This is a genomic window from Streptomyces sp. NPDC050674, from assembly GCF_040654575.1.
Classification (GTDB): domain Bacteria; phylum Actinomycetota; class Actinomycetes; order Streptomycetales; family Streptomycetaceae; genus Streptomyces.
Genome location: NZ_JBFAIG010000002.1, coordinates 218353 through 238967, shown reverse-complemented (window position 1 = coordinate 238967; position 20615 = coordinate 218353). Strand labels below are relative to the sequence as shown.

General features: G+C 70.9%; 21 protein-coding genes. 9 read left to right on the top strand and 12 right to left on the bottom strand.

The features are described from left to right. Nucleotides 1–75: 75 nt before the first annotated feature. Nucleotides 76–1482: a family 2B encapsulin nanocompartment shell protein gene (locus tag AB0I06_RS04405; RefSeq protein WP_363117225.1), complete on the bottom strand. Its 1407-nt coding sequence runs from the start codon at nucleotides 1480–1482 to the stop codon at nucleotides 76–78. A 291-nt stretch (nucleotides 1483–1773) separates the two neighbouring features. Here AB0I06_RS04405 and AB0I06_RS04400 point away from each other — a divergent pair, with 291 nt between their 5' ends. Both AB0I06_RS04400 and AB0I06_RS04395 read left to right on the top strand, forming a co-directional pair. Next, the gene (locus AB0I06_RS04400; protein WP_363117224.1) at nucleotides 1774–2265 is read left to right on the top strand and encodes a DUF6010 family protein; all 492 of its coding nucleotides are present in this window, start codon (nucleotides 1774–1776) and stop codon (nucleotides 2263–2265) included. 10 nt (nucleotides 2266–2275) lie between these two features. Beyond that, entirely contained in the window at nucleotides 2276–3184 is a 909-nt protein-coding gene (locus AB0I06_RS04395; RefSeq protein WP_363117223.1) for a pyridoxal-phosphate dependent enzyme, read from the top strand. Between the two features lie 54 nt (nucleotides 3185–3238). Here the strand turns inward: AB0I06_RS04395 and AB0I06_RS04390 are convergent, their stop codons facing one another. Continuing rightward, nucleotides 3239–4837 (bottom strand): Na+/H+ antiporter, encoded by a 1599-nt coding sequence (locus AB0I06_RS04390; RefSeq protein ID WP_363117222.1) that lies wholly within the window; start codon nucleotides 4835–4837, stop codon nucleotides 3239–3241. 61 nt (nucleotides 4838–4898) lie between these two features. Between AB0I06_RS04390 and AB0I06_RS04385 the strand changes: the two genes are divergently transcribed. The 3 genes from AB0I06_RS04385 to AB0I06_RS04375 all read left to right on the top strand — a co-directional run bounded on the left by AB0I06_RS04385 (nucleotide 4899) and on the right by AB0I06_RS04375 (nucleotide 6984). Beyond that, the gene (locus tag AB0I06_RS04385; protein ID WP_363117221.1) at nucleotides 4899–5159 is read left to right on the top strand and encodes a UBP-type zinc finger domain-containing protein; all 261 of its coding nucleotides are present in this window, start codon (nucleotides 4899–4901) and stop codon (nucleotides 5157–5159) included. Between the two features lie 260 nt (nucleotides 5160–5419). After that, complete coding sequence (locus tag AB0I06_RS04380; protein WP_003992877.1) at nucleotides 5420–5833, top strand: hypothetical protein; 414 nt, start codon at nucleotides 5420–5422, stop codon at nucleotides 5831–5833. Nucleotides 5834–5850: 17 nt separating this feature from the next. Continuing rightward, nucleotides 5851–6984, top strand: coding sequence for an RNA polymerase sigma factor SigF (locus tag AB0I06_RS04375; protein ID WP_363117220.1), 1134 nt, complete (start codon nucleotides 5851–5853; stop codon nucleotides 6982–6984). Nucleotides 6985–6987: 3 nt separating this feature from the next. Here the strand turns inward: AB0I06_RS04375 and AB0I06_RS04370 are convergent, their stop codons facing one another. Beyond that, nucleotides 6988–7437, bottom strand: a complete 450-nt coding sequence (locus AB0I06_RS04370; protein ID WP_363117219.1) for a hypothetical protein — start codon at nucleotides 7435–7437, stop codon at nucleotides 6988–6990. A gap of 116 nt (nucleotides 7438–7553) precedes the next feature. Here AB0I06_RS04370 and AB0I06_RS04365 point away from each other — a divergent pair, with 116 nt between their 5' ends. Both AB0I06_RS04365 and AB0I06_RS04360 read left to right on the top strand, forming a co-directional pair. Continuing rightward, nucleotides 7554–8522, top strand: coding sequence for a diacylglycerol kinase family protein (locus tag AB0I06_RS04365; RefSeq protein ID WP_363117218.1), 969 nt, complete (start codon nucleotides 7554–7556; stop codon nucleotides 8520–8522). A gap of 322 nt (nucleotides 8523–8844) precedes the next feature. Beyond that, nucleotides 8845–9102 carry a WhiB family transcriptional regulator gene (locus tag AB0I06_RS04360; protein ID WP_003992873.1) on the top strand — a complete coding sequence of 86 codons (258 nt, stop codon included), beginning with the start codon at nucleotides 8845–8847 and terminating at the stop codon, nucleotides 9100–9102. A gap of 187 nt (nucleotides 9103–9289) precedes the next feature. Here the strand turns inward: AB0I06_RS04360 and AB0I06_RS04355 are convergent, their stop codons facing one another. Then, nucleotides 9290–10756 (bottom strand): PAS domain-containing sensor histidine kinase, encoded by a 1467-nt coding sequence (locus AB0I06_RS04355; RefSeq protein WP_363117679.1) that lies wholly within the window; start codon nucleotides 10754–10756, stop codon nucleotides 9290–9292. 352 nt (nucleotides 10757–11108) lie between these two features. Further along, on the bottom strand, nucleotides 11109–11876 hold the full coding sequence (locus tag AB0I06_RS04350; protein WP_363117217.1) for a TetR/AcrR family transcriptional regulator: 768 nt from the start codon (nucleotides 11874–11876) through the stop codon (nucleotides 11109–11111). A 95-nt stretch (nucleotides 11877–11971) separates the two neighbouring features. On the opposite strand from AB0I06_RS04350, the gene AB0I06_RS04345 reads away from it, so the two are divergent. Further along, on the top strand, nucleotides 11972–12724 hold the full coding sequence (locus AB0I06_RS04345) for an SDR family oxidoreductase (protein WP_363117216.1): 753 nt from the start codon (nucleotides 11972–11974) through the stop codon (nucleotides 12722–12724). A 124-nt stretch (nucleotides 12725–12848) separates the two neighbouring features. Here the strand turns inward: AB0I06_RS04345 and AB0I06_RS04340 are convergent, their stop codons facing one another. Next, the gene (locus tag AB0I06_RS04340) at nucleotides 12849–13919 is read right to left on the bottom strand and encodes an SIS domain-containing protein (RefSeq protein ID WP_363117215.1); all 1071 of its coding nucleotides are present in this window, start codon (nucleotides 13917–13919) and stop codon (nucleotides 12849–12851) included. Nucleotides 13920–14196: 277 nt separating this feature from the next. On the opposite strand from AB0I06_RS04340, the gene nagB reads away from it, so the two are divergent. Continuing rightward, entirely contained in the window at nucleotides 14197–14982 is a 786-nt protein-coding gene (gene nagB / locus AB0I06_RS04335; protein ID WP_363117214.1) for a glucosamine-6-phosphate deaminase, read from the top strand. 247 nt (nucleotides 14983–15229) lie between these two features. On the opposite strand, the gene AB0I06_RS04330 is transcribed toward nagB, so the two are convergent. The 6 genes from AB0I06_RS04330 to AB0I06_RS04305 form a co-directional block, all read right to left on the bottom strand. Then, nucleotides 15230–15772 (bottom strand): hypothetical protein, encoded by a 543-nt coding sequence (locus AB0I06_RS04330; protein WP_363117213.1) that lies wholly within the window; start codon nucleotides 15770–15772, stop codon nucleotides 15230–15232. Continuing rightward, nucleotides 15769–16017 (bottom strand): helix-turn-helix transcriptional regulator, encoded by a 249-nt coding sequence (locus AB0I06_RS04325; RefSeq protein ID WP_030851643.1) that lies wholly within the window; start codon nucleotides 16015–16017, stop codon nucleotides 15769–15771. Before AB0I06_RS04325 ends, AB0I06_RS04330 begins: the two co-directional genes overlap by 4 nt. 76 nt (nucleotides 16018–16093) lie before the next feature. After that, nucleotides 16094–16876: a DUF899 family protein gene (locus tag AB0I06_RS04320; RefSeq protein ID WP_363117212.1), complete on the bottom strand. Its 783-nt coding sequence runs from the start codon at nucleotides 16874–16876 to the stop codon at nucleotides 16094–16096. A 341-nt stretch (nucleotides 16877–17217) separates the two neighbouring features. Next, nucleotides 17218–18765, bottom strand: a complete 1548-nt coding sequence (locus AB0I06_RS04315) for a glycoside hydrolase family 3 protein (RefSeq protein ID WP_363117211.1) — start codon at nucleotides 18763–18765, stop codon at nucleotides 17218–17220. Between the two features lie 10 nt (nucleotides 18766–18775). After that, nucleotides 18776–19618, bottom strand: a complete 843-nt coding sequence (locus AB0I06_RS04310; protein WP_363117210.1) for a carbohydrate ABC transporter permease — start codon at nucleotides 19616–19618, stop codon at nucleotides 18776–18778. Then, on the bottom strand, nucleotides 19615–20604 hold the full coding sequence (locus AB0I06_RS04305; protein WP_363117209.1) for a sugar ABC transporter permease: 990 nt from the start codon (nucleotides 20602–20604) through the stop codon (nucleotides 19615–19617). The genes AB0I06_RS04310 and AB0I06_RS04305 overlap by 4 nt, the downstream gene beginning before the upstream one ends. Between the last annotated feature and the right edge of the window lie 11 nt (nucleotides 20605–20615).

The window sequence follows — 20615 nt, the reverse complement described above, 5'->3', positions numbered from 1 at the left end:
CCGCTGCCGCTGGGCTCGCACTCCCGGGATGTACCCGTCTTGCCGGGCGGGAACACGGCCGGCGTACCGGGATCGTCACCGCCAGCGGCCGATCTCGACGTTCTCCAGGACGCCGAGCGCGTCCGGTACCAGCACCGCCGCCGAATAGTAGGCCGTGACCAGGTACTTGATGATGGCCTGTTCATTGATGCCCATGAAGCGCACCGACAGGCTCGGCTCGATCTCGTCCGGGATGCCGGAGGCGCGAAGGCCGATGACTCCCTGGTCGGCCTCCCCGGTACGCAGGGCGATGATCGACGTCGTACGGGCGTCCGACACCGGGATCTTGTTGCACGGGAAGATCGGCACGCCGCGCCAGGTGGGAATGCGGTTGCCCGCCATGTCGATGGTCTCGGGGACCAGCCCGCGCTTGTTGAGCTCACGGCCGAACGCGGAGATGGCGCGGGGGTGCGCCAGCAGCATCTTGGTGCCGCGGCGCCTGCTGAGCAGCTCGTCCAGGTCGTCCGGGCTGGGCACGCCGTCGTGCGGCTGGAGCCTTTGGTCGTACTCGCAGTTGTGCAGGAGCCCGAAGTCGCGGTTGTTGATGAGCTCGTGCTCCTGGCGCTCCTTCAGCGCCTCGACCGTCAGCCGGATCTGCTGCTCGGTCTGGTTCATGGGCTGGTTGTAGAGGTCGGCCACACGCGTGTGGATCCGCAGCACGGTCTGGGCGACGCTCAGTTCGTACTCGCGGGGCCGGGCGTCGTAGTCGACGAAGGTGTGCGGGATGTCCGGCTCGCCGGAGTGGCCCGAGGAGAGGTCGATCTCCTTCTCGCCGTACTTGTTGGAACGCTGCGAGGGGATCGAGCGGCGCTGCTGAAGGTGCTCGCGCAGGGTGTCCGAGCGCTCGGCGATCTGCGCGAAGTCCTGGCGGGACAGCACGAGCACGGTGCACGCGGTGAGCGCGCGGACCGTGTACTCCCAGATCGCGTCGTCGTCGAGCAGCGCGTCGTCGCCGAAGTAGGCGCCGTCGGCGAGGATGCCGAGGGACTCGTCGTCCCCGTACGGGCCCGTGCCGACCTTCTCCACCCGGCCGTGCGCCAGGAGGTAGACCTCGTCGGACGCGCTGCCGAACGAGGCGATCACCTCGCCCGCCGGGATCTCCCGCTGCTCGCAGCGGCGGGCGATCTCGAAGAGCACCTCCTCGTCCTCGTAGGACCGCAGCGCCGGCAGTTCACCGAGCTCGGCGGGGATGATCTCGACGCGGTCGCCGGTCTTCACGAACGTGAGCCGGCCGTCGCCCACGGCGTACGTCAGCCGCCGGTTCACCCGGTACGTACCACCCTGGATGTCGACCCACGGCAGCATCCGCAGCAGCCAGCGGGAGCTGATCTCCTGCATCTGTGGCACGGACTTGGTCGTGGTGGCCAGGTTCCGCGCGGCCGCCGTGCCGAGACTCTGCTGCGGCTTGGTCTGCTCCGTGCGGACCTCTTCGCCTACCGACATAGAGAACTGCCCTCCCGGTTGTGACCGACGCCCATATGCCTCGGGCATCGATGTGCACGGGCAAGCCTTCCTCACTCCGCGTCGTGGTGCTATTACCCGAAAGAGCGGGAATGGATCTTCGCTCGGCTGGGCAGAGGGGCCCGTTTCGACGTTCGAAAGCCTCGTTCGGCGGCTCCGGCGCGGCTGGCGACAACCCGTCGGAACCTGTCGCCAATGCCTCTGGGAAGCGGGCGGGTCCGGGCCTAGCGTGATGAGCCGCTCCCCCGACTCCTCACGGAAACGGCCTCGTCCATGCAGTACATCGCGCCGATCGGCGTCGGCGTCCTCTACGCCCTGTTGATGTCCCTGGTACGCGAACCGCACAGACGGCGCCTGAACGCGCTCATGGTCGGCGGTGCCGGAGCCGCCTATCTCAGCGGCGGTGGCCTCGGCGGCTGGGAGTTCGCCTTCACGGCGCTCCTCACGTACGTCGCCTTCCGCGGCCTGGAGTCCTGGACGTGGATCGGCGCCGGCTGGCTGCTGCACACGGTGTGGGACGTCGTCCACCACATCAAGGGCAACCCGATCATCCCGTTCGCCCACACCTCTTCGATGGGCTGCGCGATCTGTGACCCGGTCATCGCGGTGTGGTGCCTGCGGGGCGGGCCGTCGCTCATCGCGTGGGCGCGGAACCGGCGGTGGCCCGGACAGCGGCACCCCGACGCGACGACGGACGTCGACAGCGGCTCCGAGACAGCCGGCCCGGACCGGGCCGTCACGCCCGCCTCTGCCACGCCCGGGTGACAATGGCCCGGTGACCAGCCCCGACTCTCCCGGCCTCGACGCGCTCCGGCCCCGGCTTCCCTCGCCGGTGCAGGAGATCGTCGACGGCCGGTTCGAGCGCCGGGGCGTGCGGCTGCTGCTGAAGCGGGACGATCTCATCCACCCCGAGCTGATCGGCAACAAGTGGCGCAAGCTGGCACCGAACCTCGCGGCCGCTGACGGCCGCGCCATCGCCACCTTCGGCGGCGCCTGGTCGAACCACCTGCGCGCCACCGCCGCGGCCGGCCGGCTGCTCGGGATCGCCACGGTCGGTGTCGTACGCGGCGACGAGCTGGCGGACCGGCCCCTCAACGCGTCACTGGCGCGCTGTGCGGCCGACGGCATGCGGCTGCTCTTCGTCGACCGCTCGACGTACCGCCGCAAGTCCGAACCGCACACCCTGACCGCGATCCTGCGTGCGGCGGGCGCCGAGGACGCGTACGTCGTCCCGGAGGGCGGCAGCAACGCCGAAGCCGTACGCGGCTGCCAGGAGCTCGGCGCCGAGCTGCGCGGCCGGGCCGACGTCGTCGCCGTGGCCTGTGGGACGGGCGGCACCCTGGCAGGGCTGGCGGCGGGCCTCGCTCCCGAGCAGCGCGCGTTGGGCGTGCCGGTCCTCAAAGGCGGCTTCCTGACCGCCGAGACCGAGACCCTGCAACGGCGGGCCTTCGGCGGCCGACGAGGCACCTGGAGCCTGGACGACCGCTTCCATTTCGGCGGCTACGCGCGCGTGCCCGACGAGCTGGAGGCCTTCGCCGCGGACTTCGAGGACCGGCACGGCCTGCCGGTCGAGCGCCTGTATGTCGCCAAGCTGCTGTACGGGCTCGTCACCCTGGCCGGCGAAGGCGCCTTCCCGCGCGGGACGGCGGTCGCGGCGGTGGTCACCGGGCGGCCCTTCTCCTAGTCACCTTCCGTGAGGTGCCACCCTGGCCTCACTTCCCGAGGCCTCGTCCCGCCGTCACGCCGCCTCCCGGAAGGCCGCGGCCTCCTCCAGGTCCAGCCTGCGCAGCAGGGTGCGCAGCATCTCGTCGTCGATGTAGCGGCCGTCCCGGAGTCGGACGAACACCTCGCGTTCGGCGCTGATCATCTCCCTCGACAGCCGCCGGTAGGTGTCGTCGACGGACTCCCCGGTGACCGGGTTGGCCTGCCCGAGCCGTTCCCAGACGGCGTTGCGGCGGCGCTCCAGGACGATGCGCAGACGGTCGGCGAGCGGGGCGGGCAGGGCGTTGCGCTCGTCGGCGAGGAGTTCGTCCAGGCGCCGTTCGGCGGCCCGGGACGCCTGGGCCTGGGCGTTGGCCTCGGCCAGCGTCTCCGACTGCGCGTCCCGCCCGGGGAACTTCAGCAGCCGGATCAGCGGGGGCAGGGTCAGGCCCTGCACGACCAGGGTCCCGATGACCGTGGTGAAGGTGAGGAAGAGGATGAGGTTGCGCTGCGGGAACGGTTCCTCGCCGTCGTGCAGGGTGAGCGGGATCGAGAAGGCGATGGCCAGCGAGACCACGCCCCGCATCCCGGCCCACGCGATGACGAACGGCCCCTTCCAGGTCGGGCTCTCCTCCCGCTCCCGCACCCGGGCCGACAGCAGCCGCGGCAGGAAGGTCGCCGGATACACCCAGACGAACCGGGCCGCGACGACGACCAGGAAGACGGCAACCGCGTACCAGGCGGCCTGGACGCCCTCGAACTCCCCGAGGCCCCTGAGGACCACCGGCAGCTGGAGCCCGATCAGCGCGAACACCGCCGACTCCAGGACGAAGGCGACCATCTTCCAGACCGCCTCCTCCTGGAGCCGCGTGGCGAAGTCGACCTCCCACGCGCGGTGCCCCAGGTAGAGCGCGACGACCACGACGGCGAGCACCCCGGAGGCGTGCACCTGCTCGGCCACGGCGTACGCGACGAACGGGATCAGCAGGGACAGCGTGTTCTGGAGCAGCACTTCCTTCACGTGCGTGCGCAGCCAGTGGATCGGCGCCATCAGCAGCAGTCCCACCACGACTCCGCCGACCGCCGCGAGCAGGAACTCCCCGATGCCCTCGGCCCAGGTCGCGCCCTCGCCGACGGCGGCGGCCAGGGCCACCCGGTAGGCGGTGATCGCCGTCGCGTCGTTCAGCAGGGACTCGCCCTGGAGAATCGTGGTGATCCGCGAGGGCAGCCCTACCCGGCGGGCCACGGCCGTCGCCGCGACCGCGTCCGGGGGCGCCACCACCGCGCCGAAGACCAGGGCCGCGGTCAGCGGCAGGTCCGGCACGATCAGGTACAGGGCCCAGCCGACGGCGAACGTCGCGAACAGCACGTATCCGACGGACAGCATCGCGACCGGCCGCATCTGCGCCCGCAGGTCGAGGTAGGAGCTGTCGGTGGCAGCCGTGTGCAGCAGCGGGGGCAGGAGGAGCGGCAGGACGATGTGGGGGTCGAGGGTGTACTCGGGCACGCCGGGGACGTAGCTGACCACGAGTCCCACGGCCACCAGCAGCAGCGGAGCCGGCACCGGGGTGCGCCGCGAGGCCGCGGCGATCGCCGCACTGCCCGCCACGAGCAGCAGCAGTGGCATCACATCCATCGTTCTCGCCCACCCTCATTTTCGACGCGGTCTTCCGCCCGACCGTCGTAACCTGGCAATCATGAAACAGTGCACGCACGCCGACGCGCTGCCGCACCCCGAGCCCGGCCCGCTCAGCGAGACCTGTACGGAGTGCTTGGCGGAGGGCCTGGACCCGGTGCAGCTTCGGCTGTGCCTCAGCTGCGGTCACGTCGGCTGCTGCGACTCCTCGCCGGGACGGCACGCGGCGGAGCATCATAAGGAGTCGGGCCATCCCGTCATGCGGACGCACGAGCCCGGGGAGACCTGGCGCTGGTGCTTCGTCGACCATGTCCTGGTGTGACGCCACGAGGCCCCGGCGCCGGACGGTTCGACCGCCTGACGTCTGGGTACGTCAACCCGGCGCGCGCTCTTCCCATTTGGGCCCGCCCAACCCCTAGACACGGAGCGTATCCACAGGTTTACTGTGAGTGACGACAAGGGGTTGGGGTCCCGGGGACAGGACCGTCGAGAGCGCGATAGCGTCACCGCTGAACCACGTATCGCGTTGTTCCGAGGGGCGACCCTCGGCCCTGTAACGCTTGTACCACCATGGAGGTGAGGGTGTCCCAGATCGCAGGCGAGCCCGCGACCCAGGACTTCGTCGAAGTCCGGCTGCCGGCCGCGGGTGCCTACCTGTCGGTGCTGCGTACGGCCACGGCCGGTCTCGCGGCCCGTTTGGACTTCACCCTCGACGAGATCGAGGATTTGCGCATCGCGGTGGACGAGGCCTGCGCGATCCTGCTGCAGCAGGCCGTGCCCGGCTCGGTGCTCAGCTGTGTCTTCCGCCTCGTCGACGACTCACTCGAGGTCACCGTCTCGGCACCGACCACGGATGGTCACGCCCCCTCGCGGGACACCTTCGCCTGGACCGTCCTGTCCGCTCTCGCGGGCAAGGTCTCCTCTGCCGTGGACAAGGACAAAACCGTTTCGATCAGCCTCTACAAACAGCGCGGCGCGGGACCCGGGCCGGCGTGAGGAGCGAGGACGGGCCGGTGCGGGACGAAGAGCGCAGCACACGAGAGCTGCCGGCCGAGGGCACGGGCACGAGTGGTCCGAGCGGTGCCCGGCGCATGGCGGACGGCATCAACGGCATTCCCGAGCAGGCCCGCCCCCATCCTGAGGACGACTCCGCGGGGGCGGTCCTCCCGGGCGGCGGGCGGGACCGGGACGGTGCCGTACGGAGCGCGCCTCCGGGCGGGGAGATCACCGCATCCCCGGCCCAGGGGGGTTCCCCCACTCACACGCAGTCGAGTGTGGCGGAGGAGGCGAGGGCTCGGGGAAGGGCGACGGGCGGGACGATGAGCGAGCACGAGCGACACTCCGAGGACGAGGCGCCGCGCGCCCACCGCGCGCAAAGTGCCCACCACGGCTCCCCGGACCGCAGCGGGGCGCGCGAGATGTTCCTCAAGCTGCGCACCCTGAGCAGTGGCAGCCCGGAGTACGCGGAGCTGCGCAACCAGCTGGTCCGGATGCATCTGCCGCTCGTGGAGCATCTGGCGCGCCGCTTCCGCAACCGCGGCGAGCCGCTGGACGACCTCACCCAGGTCGCCACGATCGGCCTGATCAAGTCGGTGGACCGTTTCGACCCGGACCGCGGCGTGGAGTTCTCCACGTACGCCACTCCCACGGTCGTCGGTGAGATCAAGCGGCACTTCCGTGACAAGGGCTGGGCGGTGCGCGTCCCGCGTCGGCTGCAGGAGCTGCGCCTGGCGCTCACCACGGCCACCGCGGAGCTCTCCCAGCTGCACGGCCGCTCCCCCACCGTCCACGAGCTCGCCGAGAAGCTGGCGATCTCGGAGGAGGAGGTCCTGGAGGGCCTGGAGTCCGCCAACGCGTACTCCACGCTGTCCCTGGACGTCCCCGACACCGACGACGAGTCCCCGGCGGTCGCCGACACCCTCGGCGCCGAGGACGAGGCGCTGGAGGGCGTGGAGTACCGCGAGTCCCTCAAGCCGCTCCTGGAGGATCTCCCGCCGCGTGAGAAGCGGATCCTGCTGCTGCGGTTCTTCGGGAACATGACCCAGTCGCAGATCGCGCAGGAGGTCGGCATCTCGCAGATGCACGTCTCCCGGCTGCTGGCGCGCACCCTGGCCCAGCTGCGGGAGAAGCTCCTCGTCGAGGAGTGACGGCTACTTCTCCGGGTTGCCGGAGTTGCCGGGCCCGCGGATCCCGAGGGCCCGGGTCGCCTCCGGGTTCACCAGCAGCACGAGCGAGGCGACTGCGGCGGCCGCGAGGGCGATCCCGCCCGGAATGGCCATGCTGTCGGCCTGCAGCAGGTTGTAGGCCACCGGCAGGGCCATGAGCTGGGTGATCACGGCCGGGCCGCGGCTCCAGCTGCGCAGGGCGAGCAGTCCGCGGGCCGCGAGCAGCGGCAGCAGTGCGAGCACGACCAGCGTGATCCCTCCGGTCACAGCCTGCTGCCGGTCGTCCGGGTGCCCCGTGAGGCCGAGGACGAGGATCCAGACGCCGCCGACGACCAGCGCGAGGCCCTCCAGTGCGGCCAGCAGCGCGGCGTACGTCAGACGCCGGGGGCGGGGGCCGGTGGTTTCCTCGGTGACGGGGGTCTGCTCACTGCTCACCCCTGAAGGGTAGCCCCCGGCGCGCACGCCCCCTGGGGGGCGCTTCACCCCCGCTCTCTTACCGGATCCCTACCTCGGTATGGGCCAGGTACCACCCAGTAGGTACGCTGCCAGTCATGCGTGCACTTCTCGTGGTCAATCCGGCGGCTACCACCACAAGTGCGCGCACACGCGACGTACTGATCCATGCGCTCGCCAGCGAGATGAAGCTGGAGGCCGTCACCACCGAGTACCGCGGCCATGCGCGCGACCTGGGCCGGCACGCGGCCGAGAGCGACGACATCGACCTGGTGGTGGCCCTCGGCGGCGACGGCACGGTCAACGAAGTGGTCAACGGCCTTCTGCACGCCGGCCCCGCCCCGGGGCATCTGCCCGGCCTGGCCGTGGTCCCCGGCGGCTCCACGAATGTCTTCGCCCGCGCCCTGGGCCTGCCCAACGACGCCGTGGAAGCCACCGGCGCCCTGCTGGACGCCCTGCGCGACGGCAGCGAACGGACCGTCGGCCTGGGCCTGACCTCGGGCACGCCGGGCACGGAGGACGAGGCGGTCCCCTCCCGCTGGTTCACCTTCAACGCGGGCCTCGGTTTCGACGCCGGTGTGGTGGGCCGTGTGGAGCAGCATCGCGAACGGGGCAGGAAATCCACACACGCTCTTTACGTGCGCCAGGTGATGCGTCAACTGCTGGGCGAGCCGAACCGCCGGCACGGGACGATCACACTGGAGCGGGCCGGCGAGGACCCGGTCACCGATCTGGTGCTGTCCATAGTCTCGAACACCTCCCCGTGGACGTTTCTGGGTAATCGCCCGATCTATGCGGCGCCTAAAGCCTCGTTCGATACCGGCCTTGATCTCTTCGGTCTCAGCCGCCTCTCCACCGCGGCGGTTGCCCGGTATGGCACCCAGTTGCTCACTTCGTCCCCCGAGCGTGGACCCCATGGCAAGCACGCCACCTCTCTGCACGACTTGACGGAGTTCACCTTGCATTCGAAGGTCCCGCTCCCCCTCCAGATGGACGGTGACCACCTGGGGCTCCGGACAAGCGTGACGTTCACAGGCGTACGCCGTGCACTGCGTGTGATTGTGTGAGCAGAACTGGCTAAAGTCCTTTCACTCGAACGTTTAGGCCAGGGTCCACCCCATGGAAGTACGGCTGTGACCTAGTAGACACCGAAGAATCAAAAAAAACTTTCCAGAAGGGGTTGTATCCGCCGCTGAGGTTTGCGAGTCTCTACGTGGCGATCGAGACGGCCCGCAACACCGGCCTCCACTGATCACCAGAACCCCTCTTCAACTCACAGGACCTTCGCCGGGGAACCTGGCAGTCGGCCCTTCACTTGTTGAGGGATTCGTGAAAGCGTTCACATTCACAAGCAAGCCCTGCACGTAATACCAAGGAGAGGTAGCAGCCATGGACTGGCGTCACAACGCCGTTTGCCGCGAGGAAGACCCCGAGCTCTTCTTCCCCATCGGCAACACCGGTCCTGCGCTGCTGCAGATCGAGGAAGCCAAGGCCGTCTGCCGTCGCTGCCCGGTGATCGAGCAGTGTCTGCAGTGGGCGCTCGAGTCCGGTCAGGACTCCGGCGTCTGGGGTGGTCTCAGCGAGGACGAGCGCCGTGCCATGAAGCGCCGCGCCGCCCGCAACCGGGCCCGTCAGGCCTCCGCCTGACAACCCACCCCTGCTGACAGCCTGAGCTTGGCGGCGCGTACAGCGCGTACGCATCTCCCGCCCCCGAGCCGCAGCGCGCAGTTCCCCCGATGCGCTTAGTTAAGCAGCAACGAGCTTAAGCCCCGGGCCACTTGGTGGCCCGGGGCTCAATGCTTTCCCGGCCCCTTCACCAGGGCCGGGCTTTCCGCTACTTCTGGGACCGCACCGGAATGTCCAGGATCACGCGGGTGCCGCGCTCCGGGGCCGGGACCATGTCGAAGGTGCCGCCCAACTCGCCCTCCACCAGGGTCCGCACGATCTGGAGACCGAGATTGCCGGCGGTGTGCGGATCGAAGCCCTCCGGCAGGCCGACTCCGTCGTCCTGCACCGTGACCAGAAGCCGGGCCTCCTTGGTCGTGCCGCCGCGGACCGCGGAGACCTCGACCGTGCCGGTGTCGCCCTCGCGGAATCCGTGCTCCAGCGCGTTCTGCAGCACCTCGGTCAGCACCATCGACAGCGGTGTGGCGACCTCGGCGTCCAGGATGCCGAAGCGTCCGGTGCGCCGGCCGGCGACCTTGCCCGGCGAGATCTCCGCGACCATGGCCAGCACACGGTCGGCGATGTCGTCGAACTCCACCCGCTCGTCCAGGTTCTGGGAGAGCGTCTCGTGCACGATCGCAATCGATCCGACGCGCCGCACCGCCTCTTCGAGGGCCTCGCGGCCTCGGTCGGACTCGATGCGCCGGGCCTGGAGACGGAGTAGCGCCGCCACCGTCTGGAGGTTGTTCTTGACGCGGTGGTGGATCTCCCGGATCGTCGCGTCCTTGGTGATCAACTCGCGCTCGCGGCGACGCAGTTCGGTGACGTCCCGGAGCAGGACGAGGGAACCGATGCGGGTGCCCTTCGGCTTGAGCGGGATCGCGCGGAACTGGATGACCCCGTCGGTGGCCTCGATCTCGAACTCGCGCGGGGCCCAGCCGCTGGCGACCTTGGCGAGTGCCTCGTCCACCGGGCCCCGGGTCGGGGCGAGTTCCGCGGTGGTCCTGCCCAGGTGCTGGCCGACGAGGTCGGAGGCGAGACCGAGCCGGTGGTAGGCGGACAGGGCGTTCGGGGAGGCGTACTGGACGATGGCGTCGGCGTCGAGCCGGATCAGGCCGTCGCCCACGCGGGGCGAGGCGTCCATGTCGAGTTGCTGATTGGCGAACGGGAAGGAGCCGGCCGCGATCATCTGCGCGAGGTCGGAAGCGCTCTGCAGATAGGTGAGTTCCAGGCGGCTCGGGGTGCGCACGGTGAGGAGGTTGGTGTTGCGGGCGATGACACCGAGGACGCGGCCCTCCCGCCGCACGGGGATCGACTCGACCCGGACGGGTACCTCCTCCCGCCACTCGGGGTCGCCCTCGCGCACGATGCGGCCCTCGTCGAGGGCGGCGTCCAGCATCGGGCGGCGACCGCGTGGGACGAGGTGGCCCACCATGTCGTCCTGGTAGGAGGTCGGGCCGGTGTTGGGGCGCATCTGGGCGACCGAGACGTACCGGGTGCCGTCGCTGGTGGGGACCCACAGCACCAGGTCGGCGAAGGAGAGGTCGGAGAGCAGCTGCCACTCCGAGACCAGCAGGTGCAGCCACTCGAGATCGGTGTCGTCGAGGGCGGTGTGCTGGCGTACGAGTTCGTTCATGGAGGGCACGTGTGCGAGCGTACCCGGGGGTTCGTACGGCCCTGAAACACCCGCGGGCCGCGGCGCCTGGGAGGGACCCTCAACCCTCCCGGCACCGCAGCCCGGAGCAGCATCGGCCGTGGGGTGTGCGGTCCCGGTCGGCCGAAGGATGAGGAGCCGGGGCAGTCAGGGCAGAGAGCCTCGGTTCCTCGGTCCGCCTTCCTGTGCGGGGAAGACGGAGTCCGGTGCGCGTGGTTCACGCGCTCTCGTCACGCATTGTGGACTAGACCACTTGCGGGTGTCCATGCGTGGGAGGCTGTTCGTTGTTGTCGTTTCCGCGACACGTCGGACGCGCCGGCGTCCAGCAGGCAGCCTAACCCGTGTGGGTTCCTGTGCGGGGCCAGATGGACAGGGCAATTTCCGCGACGGCCTCCAGTTCCTCCCGGCTCGCCCCGTCGCGCGCCTGTTGTGACATGCCCTGGATCATCGCGCCGGTGTGCCGGGCCAGGGCGGCGGCGTCGGTGGCCGGCGGCAGTACGCCCGCGGCGACATCGGCCCTGATCCGGCTCTCGAACGCGGCGATGTTGGCGTTGCGGCGGTCCCGCAGCGACTGCTCCACCTCGGGGTTCGAGCAGTTCGCGGCGGCGTGGACGACGAGGCAGCCGTGCGGGTGGCCGGGTTCGGTGTAGGCGACGGCGGCTTCGCGCAGGATGCGTTCGATGGCGGCCCGGGCGGTGGGCTCCTCGGCCAGGGCACGGTCGGTGAAGGATCCGTGCCTCGCGCCGTAGACGCTGACGACCTCCTCGAAGAGGGACCTCTTGTCACCGAAGGCCGCGTAGAGACTGGGGGCGCCGATGTCCATGACGCGGGTGAGGTCGGAGACGGACGTGGCTTCGTAGCCGTGCTCCCAGAAGGCCAGGAGGGCCTTCTCCAGCGCGGACTCGCGATCGAAGGAGCGCGGGCGGCCCCGGGGCTTGGCCTTGACCTTGGCCTTTCCGTCCCCGGCGGACCTCGCGCTCGCGGCGTCCTGCCCCTTCGCGTCGGGCGCCTTCACGCTCGGGGGGCGGGGCGCCTTCGCGCTCGCGGGGTCAGCGCCCTTCGCGCTGTCGGCGGTTCCGTCGGATACGTCGTCCTTCACCATGGGGTGGATTTTATAGCGGACGCTAGAGAAATGTCGGCGGACTGCTGTACGGTCATTTTTGTAGCGACCACTACGGAAATGAAGGGGGCGCCGGCATGGGCGTGCTCGCAGGCAGGACGGCACTCGTCACGGGGGCGAGCAGGGGCATCGGGCGGGGTATCGCCGAGCGGCTGGGGCGTGATGGCGCACGGGTCGCGGTGCACTACGGCCGGAACGAGACGGCGGCGAAGGAGACGGTCGCGGCGATCGAGAGCGCCGGCGGCTCGGCCTTCGCGGTGGGCGTGGAGCTGGGCGTACCGGGGGACGCCGAGGCCCTGTGGGCGGAGTTCGACCGGCACGCGGACGGGCTGGACATCCTGGTGAACAACGCGGCGATCGGGAACACGCGGCCGATCGGTCAACTGGAGGAGCGCGAGTACGACGAGGTCTTCGCGGTGAACGTGAAGGCGCCGTTCTTCATCCTCAAGCACGGCATGACCCGCCTGCGGGACGGCGGCCGGGTCGTCAACATCTCGTCCGGACTGGCCCGGACCGCGGTGATGCCGGACAACATGGCGTACGCGATGACGAAGGGCGCGCTGGACGTCTTCTCGCGTGACATGTCCAAGGTGCTGGGGCCCCGGGGCATCACGGTGAACTCGGTGGCCCCGGGCATCATCGAAACGGACAACACGGCCGACCTGCTGCACGGCAGCCCCGACGGCTGGGCCAAGGCTGCCGCGATATCCGCACTGGGCGGGGTGGGCCGGCCCGCCGAGGTCGCCGACGTGGTGGCGTTCCTGGTCTCGGACGCGGGGCGCTGGACGACGGGGAGTTGGGTGGACGTGACGGGGGGTTCGCTCACCTGACCGCTCCTGCGGCTGCGGCTCGGCACGGCGGCCGCAACGGGCCACTCGCCGCCCTGTTCACCTGTCGGCCCGTCGGCCCGCCAGCCCGTCGGCCCGCTGGTGACGCTCCGCGACTCCCCCGTTCTCAGCGGGTCTCCGTGACCTTCGCCAGCGCCCGCGGAGCGTCCGGGTCCTGCCCCCGGGCGATCGTGACCTCGTAGGCCAGGAGTTGGAGGGGGATGATCTCCAGGATGGGCTGGACCTCCTCGGCCACGTCCTCCGTGGGCAGGACGAAGCCGGCCGATGCCTGCTCGACCTGGTCCCGGGGGCCGATGACGACGAGGTCGGCACCGCGGCCACGCAGCCGGTCCAGCACGGGCTGGAGCGCTTCGCCGCCCTTGCCGTCGGTGACCACGGCGATGACCGGGGAGACGTTGTCGACCATGGCGAGCGGTCCGTGCAGGAGGTCCGCGCCGGAGTAGGAGAGGGCGGGGATGTAGCTGGTCTCCATCAGCTTGAGGGCGGCCTCCTTGGCCGTGGGATAGCCGTAGCCGCGTGAGGTGATCACCATGCGCTCGGCGAAGCGGTAGCGGGCGGCCAGGGAACGCACCTCGTCCTGCCGGGCGAGCAGTTGCTCGGCGAGCTCCGGCAACACCCGCGCGGGCGCGCCGTCGCCACCGCGCAGACCCTCGACGAAGAGATAGAGCGCCAGGAGGGAGGCTGTGTACGTCTTGGTCGCGGGGAGAGCCTTCTCCGGTCCGGCCATGATGTCGATGTGGTACTCGGAGACGCCCGCGAGCGGGGAGTCCGGGTTGTTGGTGACGGCCAGGGTGATCGCGCCGGCCTCGCGTGCGGCCCGGGTCGAGGCGACCAGGTCCGGGGAACCGCCGGACTGGCTGACGGTGACGACGAGGACGTCGGTGAGATCGGGCCGGGCGCCGTAGGCCGTCGTGGTGGACATCGAGGTGAGTCCGCAGGGCAGACCGAGCCGGATCTCAAGAAGGTACTTCGCGTACAGAGCGGCGTTGTCGGAGGTGCCGCGGGCCGTCAGCAGAACGAAGCGGGGCGCGCGGGCGGCGATCTGCCGGGCCACGTCCTGGATGACGGGGGCGCCTTCGGACAGGATCCGGCGCAGGACGGCGGGCTGTTCCGACATCTCCCGGGCCATGGTCCGGCCCGGGAGCTCGCTGAGGGGATCCGGTGTGGCGGCGGTCATGGCGGGGTTCCTTCCGGAGACGGAGCGGCTGCGGATCCCATTCCACTCCCCCGGGCCGGCGAGCGCCCGCCCGGGTCCTCGATTCACCGTCCTCACCCGTGCGGAGCGACGCTCTTCACCCCCTGCCGACCCGGCCGGCACGGCGGCGCCATCCGCCCGGGAGCGGCTGCGGTCACCCTGGGAGAGACGGATCCGCTCTGTTAGATTGGTCTAAACCACCCGACCCCTTCCGGGTCCAGTCCCAGTTGAGCATTCCTTCCAGATCGGCAGGCCCAGCGTGGAAGTTGTCATCGTTCCGGACGCCAAGGCGGGCGGCGAGCTCATCGCGGAGGCCATGGCCCGGTTGCTGCGGCGCAAGCCCGGAGCCCTGCTCGGCGTGGCCACCGGCTCCACGCCGCTGCCCGTGTACGAGGCGCTGGCGGAGAAGGTGCGCTCCGGCGCTGTGGACGCGGGGCGGGCCCGGATCGCGCAGCTCGACGAGTACGTGGGACTGCCCGCCGATCACCCGGAGTCGTACCGCTCGGTGCTGCGGCGTGAGGTGCTGGAGCCGCTGGGGATCGCGATGGACCAGTTCATGGGCCCGGACGGCACGGCGGAGGACGTGCAGGGGGCGTGCGAGGCGTACGACCAGGCTCTGTCGGACGCCGGGGGTGTGGACCTTCAGCTGCTCGGGATCGGGACCGACGGGCACATAGGGTTCAACGAGCCGTGCTCGTCGCTGGCGTCGCGGACACGGATCAAGACGCTGACCGAGCAGACCCGGATCGACAACGCCCGTTTCTTCGACGGCGACATCGACCAGGTGCCGCACCACGTGATCACGCAGGGCATCGGCACCATCCTGGAGGCCCGGCACCTGGTGCTGCTCGCCACCGGTGAGGGCAAGGCGGACGCGGTCGCGGCGACGGTGGAGGGGCCGGTCGCGGCAGTGTGCCCGGCGTCCGCGCTCCAGCTCCACCCGCATGCGACCGTCGTCGTCGACGAGGCCGCCGCCTCGAAGCTGAAGCTGGCGGACTACTTCCGGCACACCTACGTCAACAAGCCGGAGTGGCAGGGAATCTAGGGCTTCCCGGCGGGGCCGCACACTGCGGTCGCCGTCGCCTGGGCCACACACCACCGGCGCCCGGGCTGGACACCCCCGTCGCCCTGGTCGGACGCCACCGCCTGCCGGGTGGGACGCCCCCGCCGCCCCGGTCGGGCCCCATCCCCTGCCGGGTCGGACGCCGCCTCCCGGTGGCCCGAGCCCAACGAGACCTCGCGGCCGGAAGTCCTGGTGGCCGGACGCCCCAGCGGCCGAAGGCCCCGGGGCCTCAACGACCGGTGGCCTCCGCCCCCACCACGTCGTCGGCCGGTTCGTCCTGGGCGTGCCAGCCGGCCACCCACAGGGGTGTCAGCCAGTGGGTGGCGAGGACGGCGATGAGCAGGGGCGCGGCATAGGCCTTCGGGGCGTCGCCGGCGATCCCGCCCGTGATCAGCAGGGTGGCCGCCGCCGCGACCAGCAGCAGTGTGGTCACGCGGTGGGCCCGGGCCAGGACGCGGTTGCGTTCCGCCGACTGGCGTTCGTCCAGCACGCGCTCGCGCAGTTCCAGCAGGCCTCGGGTCGCGCTGTTGATCACGCCGGTCGCGACCATCCAGGGCAGGAGCAGCACCGCCATCACGGCCGCGGCCCACAGCGGCTCGCCCTCGGCGAGGCAGAAGTGGGCCATCAGCCCGCCGAGGGCCAGGCTGAGGGTGACATGGGCGACGACGACCAGGCGGCGACGTGCCGCCGTGGCGTACCAGGTCGCCGCGCGGCGGTCGTTCATCAGCCGAAGCATGCTCCGGTCGTAGCGGGTCAGGCGTGTCGTCGTCATGGCTGGTTCCTCCCGTAGACCTCGTCCGTGAGCGGCCGGAACGGTTCGAGGGAGAACAGGGCCTCGACCGGCAGACCGAAGAACTTGGAGATCTTCAGCGCCAGGTCGAGGCTCGGGTTGTACTGCCCCCGCTCGATGTAGCCGATGGTCTGGTAGTGGGCTCCCACTGCCTCGGCCAGGCTTTGGCGCGACACCTTGTGTTCGGCACGCACCACGGCCAACCTGTTGTGCACCTGCTCGCTCATGTATAAGAAGTACTACATACGGAGGCAGTCTTACAACCACGAGCGTGAGGGGGGAGGTGGGGAAGGGAGAGGCGGGTCAGTGGTGGTGGCCGTGCCGGCCGAGGGTCTCCACAGGGGTCGCACCGGGGCGGGTCCACTGCGGAACGGGGCGGCTGGTCGGGCCCCAGGAGGGGTTGCCGTGGTCGTCCGAACGCCAGGACCAGCAGGAGTCGCGCCCCTCGGGCCACCCCGCGGGGTTGTCCTCCCACGCCTCGCCTCGGCCGTAGGGCGTCATGTCGAGGAGGCCGAGCGAGCCGTTGACGCGCTCGTTGCCACGGCCAGTCGTGCGGTAGGTGAGGAAGGTCCGGTCGCCGTCGCGCAGGAAGCAGGTCAGGTAGCCCATGGCGCCGCCGACCGGTGCGGCCACGTCGCGCACGGAGTACCAGGGCTGGGTGTAGCCCATGAAGTCGACATAGGCGGCCACTTCGTCCCAGGGGCCCGTGGTCAGGACGGCGAACGAGACGCCGCGGGCGTTGAGGTAGACGGCGTCCTGGAGGTGCCAGGCGGTGGTGGTGCAGCCCTCGCACTGCCCCTGGTGCGGTGCGCCGTCGTACCACATGTGCTGGTAGACCACGAGTTCGTCGCGTCCCTGGAACAGGTCGAGGAAGGGGACCGGCCCGTCGGGGCCGACGACCTCGGCCCTCCCGTCGATCTCCACCATGGGCAGCCGGCGGCGGGCCGCCGCGATGGCGTCGCCTTCGCGGGTGTGGGCCTTCTCGCGGCCCAGCAGTTCGTCACGGGCGGTCTGCCAGGTGGCGAGGTCCACCACCGGCGGGCGGCCGGGCAGAGCGGGGGCGGCGTCGTCCGGCGTGGTCGTCATGCTGTCCTCCGTGGAGTCCGTGCCGGGCGGCGCCTCGCGACGCCGCGGCGGGGGTCACCGGAGAAGACCGACGGCCGGACCGGAACTCATCGGCGGAGAGCGGATGTCCGGGCCGACTTACCCGAAGCGCCACCCAGCACAGCGGCCCGGCCACGCCCCACGCGAAGCGCCATCCAGCACAGCGCCCCAGCCACGCCCAACGCGAAGGCAACCCGACACAGCACCCCGGCCGCCACGCCCCGCGAACGCAACACAGCACCCCGGCCGCCACGCCCCGCGAACGCAACCCGACACAGCGCCCCGGCCACGCCCCGCGTCGCCGCCGGGTCACGCCCCCGCTGTCACGGCCCCTTGATCCCGGCGAGCACCTCGGCCGCCGCCCGGCCGCAGACGCGGGCCGCGCCGTGGGTGGCGATGTGCAGGGCGCCGCGCGGGGCGGCCTGGGGGACGCCCATCTCGATGACGACGGTGTCGGGGCGGGCCGCCAGCAGGACGTCGAGGGCGGAGGCCATCCACGGATGGCGGTGTTCGTCGCGGACGACGGCGACGATGCGGCGGGGGCCGGCCGCCTGGAGGGCCGCCCGGCCCGCGCTCCGGCCGGCGTCGTGCCCGGGGCCGTCCCCGGCGGGGAAGCTGCCCGTCACCGTGCCCGGCAGGAGGTGGATGAGCTCGGCGGCGACGCCCCACGGGGTCTCGTCGCCCACCGCGATGTTGGCGACGGGGGTGAGGGCGGCGACGTAGGGGGGTTCGGTGAGGGGTTCGAAGGCGTCGGGGCTGCCGAGGCCCGGCGCGGCCGTCACGGTCAGGGCGCGGCGTGCGGCGTGCAGGCCGATCTCGGTGCCCTGGGAGCCCCGGGTGTCCTCGGGTCCGCGGCCCGCCGTGCCGGTCCAGCGGGCCAGTGCGCGCACCCGGTCGGCGGCCTCGGCGAGCCGTTCCTCGGGGAGTTCGCCGGCCCGCACGGCACCCACCAGGGCGTCGCGCAGACGCAGGACGGTCGCGTCGTCGGCCAGGCCGCCGCCCACGCAGATGGCGTCGGCGCCCGCCGCGACGGCGAGGACGCTGCCGCGTTCGATGCCGTAGGTGCCGGCGATGGCCCGCATCTCCATGCCGTCGGTGACGATGAGGCCGTCGTAGCCGAGTTCGCCGCGGAGCAGGCCGGTGAGGATGCGGCGGGAGAGGGTCGCCGGGTGCTCGGGGTCCAGGGCCGGGACGAGGATGTGGGCGCTCATGACGGCCCGGCTGCCGGCGGCGATGGCGGCGCGGAACGGGGTCAGTTCGCGCTCGGCCAGGATCTCGGCGGAGACGTCGATGCGCGGCAGGGCGTGGTGGGAGTCGACGGCGGTGTCGCCGTGGCCCGGGAAGTGCTTGGTGCAGGCGGCGACCCCGGCGGACTGCAGGCCCGTCACATAGGCGGCGGTGTGCCGGGCGGCCAGCTCGGTGTCGGCGCCGAAGGAGCGGACACCGATGACCGGGTTGCGGGGATCGGAGTTGACGTCGGCGGACGGGGCCCAGTTGAGGTTGACGCCGCAGGCGGCGAGGCGGCGGCCCAGTTCGTGGGCGACCTGCCGGGTCAGCTCCACGTCGTCGACCGCGCCGAGGGCGTGGTTGCCCGGGAAGGAGGAACCGGACCGCACCTCCAGGCGGGTCACGTCGCCGCCCTCCTCGTCGATCGCGACGAGGACGTCGTCGCGCTCGGCCCGCAGCTGGGCGGTCAGGGCGGCCAGTTGGCCGGGGGAGGCGATGTTGCGGCCGAAGAGCCCGACGGAGGCGAGCCCCTCACCGAGCCGGCGCAGCAGCCAGTCGGGTGCGGTGGTACCGGTGAAGCCGGGCTGGAGAACGGTCAGGGCGTCGCGGGTGAGCGTGTCGGTGCCGCTGGCGAGTGTCGTCATCGGGGTGAGGTCATCCCTTCACGGCGCCCGCGGTCAGGCCCGCGGCCATCTTGCGCTGGACGAGGAGGAAGAGGGCGACGATCGGCACGGCCATCATCGTGGCGCCGGCCATCATCGGGGCGTATTCGGTGCCGTGTTTGGTGGTGAAGTTGCCGAGCCAGACGGTCGCGGTCTGGTTCTTCTGGCTGAGCAGCATCAGGGCGTAGAGGTACTCGTTCCAGGCCTGGATGAACCCGTAGACGGAGGTGGCGACCATGCCGGGGGCCAGGAGCGGGAAGACGACCCGCAGGAAGGCGCCGGTGCGGGAGCAGCCGTCGACCATGGCGGCCTCCTCCAGTTCCTTCGGGATGTTGACGATGAAGCCCCGCAGCGTCCACACCGTGAAGGGCAGGACGAAGGTCAGGTACGTGATGATGAGGCCGGTCAGCCGGTCGTACTGGCCCAGGTCGTTGAGCAGCAGGAACACCGGGATGATCATGGCGACGAGCGGGACCATCTGGACCGCGAGGATGCCCACGATCACTATCTTGCGGCCGCGGAAGGCGAACCGGGAGATGGCGAGCGCGGCCAGCAGTCCGACGGCCATGCCGATGACGACCACGGCCAGCGACACCATCAGGCTGCGGCCCACCGGGCCCCAGAAGTCGGAGATGTTCAGCGCCCGGCTGAAGTTGTCGAGGGTGAGGCCGGTCGGCAGCAGGCTCGGGTCCGGGTCGATGGCGTCCTTGGCGGGTTTGAACGCCGTGTTGAGCATCCAGTAGAGCGGGAAGCCGAGGGTGACGAAGACCAGGAGGCCGAGGAGGTTCCAGCCCAGCCGTGACTTGCGCCGGCCGGCTCCGGCGAGCGTGCTCATTCGACCTCTCCGATCTTCAGCATCTGCCGCATGTAGACGGCGACCACACCGAGCAGCAGCAGGACGGTGATCAGCGCGATGGCCGAGCCCTGGGCGTAGTCGTTGACCACGAACGCCCGGTCGTAGGAGTAGGTGTTGAGGACCTGGAACTCCGGCTCGGGGTGACCGCCCCGCATGACGAACACCTGGGGGAAGACGCCCATGTCCCAGATGACCGACAGGGTCGTGAGCATCACGATGATCGGCTTGAGGACGGGCAGGGTGACATAGCGGAAGACACCCCAGGAGCCGGCGCCGTCCAGGCGGGCGGCCTCCTCCAGCTCCTTCGGGACCTGGGTGAGGCCGGCGCTGAGGGTGATGACCACGAAGGGCACCGCTCCCCAGATCACCAGCAGCATGATCACGGCCAGGCCCTCGGGGCCGCTGGCGAACCAGTTGTGGCCGATCATCTCGACGCCGGGGAGTTTGCTGAGCAGTGCGTTGAGGACGCCGTAGTCGGAGTCGAAGAGCCACTTGAAGACCGTGGTGGCCACGATGACGGGCATGCCCCAGCTGGCCACCAGCACGATGTTGATGAGCGTCTTCACCCAGCCGGAGACCCGCTGGAGCAGCAGCGCGAGCGCCATTCCGATGACCATGGTGAAGACGACGGCGCCGGTCGCGAAGACGATCGTGCGCACGACGACGGCCCAGAACTCGCCGTCGCCCAGCACCTTGGCGAAGTTGTCGAAGCCGACCGTCTCGGCGGGCTGGAAGCCCCACAGCTGGGACTGCCCGAACTTCTGGAAGGACAGCGTGACCAGGCGGACCAGCGGATAGCCCATGACCAGGGCGAGGATCAGCAGGCAGGGCGCGAGCAGCAGCCAAGGGACGGAGGCGCCGCCCGGCGTGCGCTGCCCGCGGGGCCGCCGGTCCTTCGCGGGCGGCGGTGGTGCCTGCCTAGGTGGCGGCACCTTGGTGGGGATGGTGGTGTCTGCGGCACTCATCGCGCGCTCCT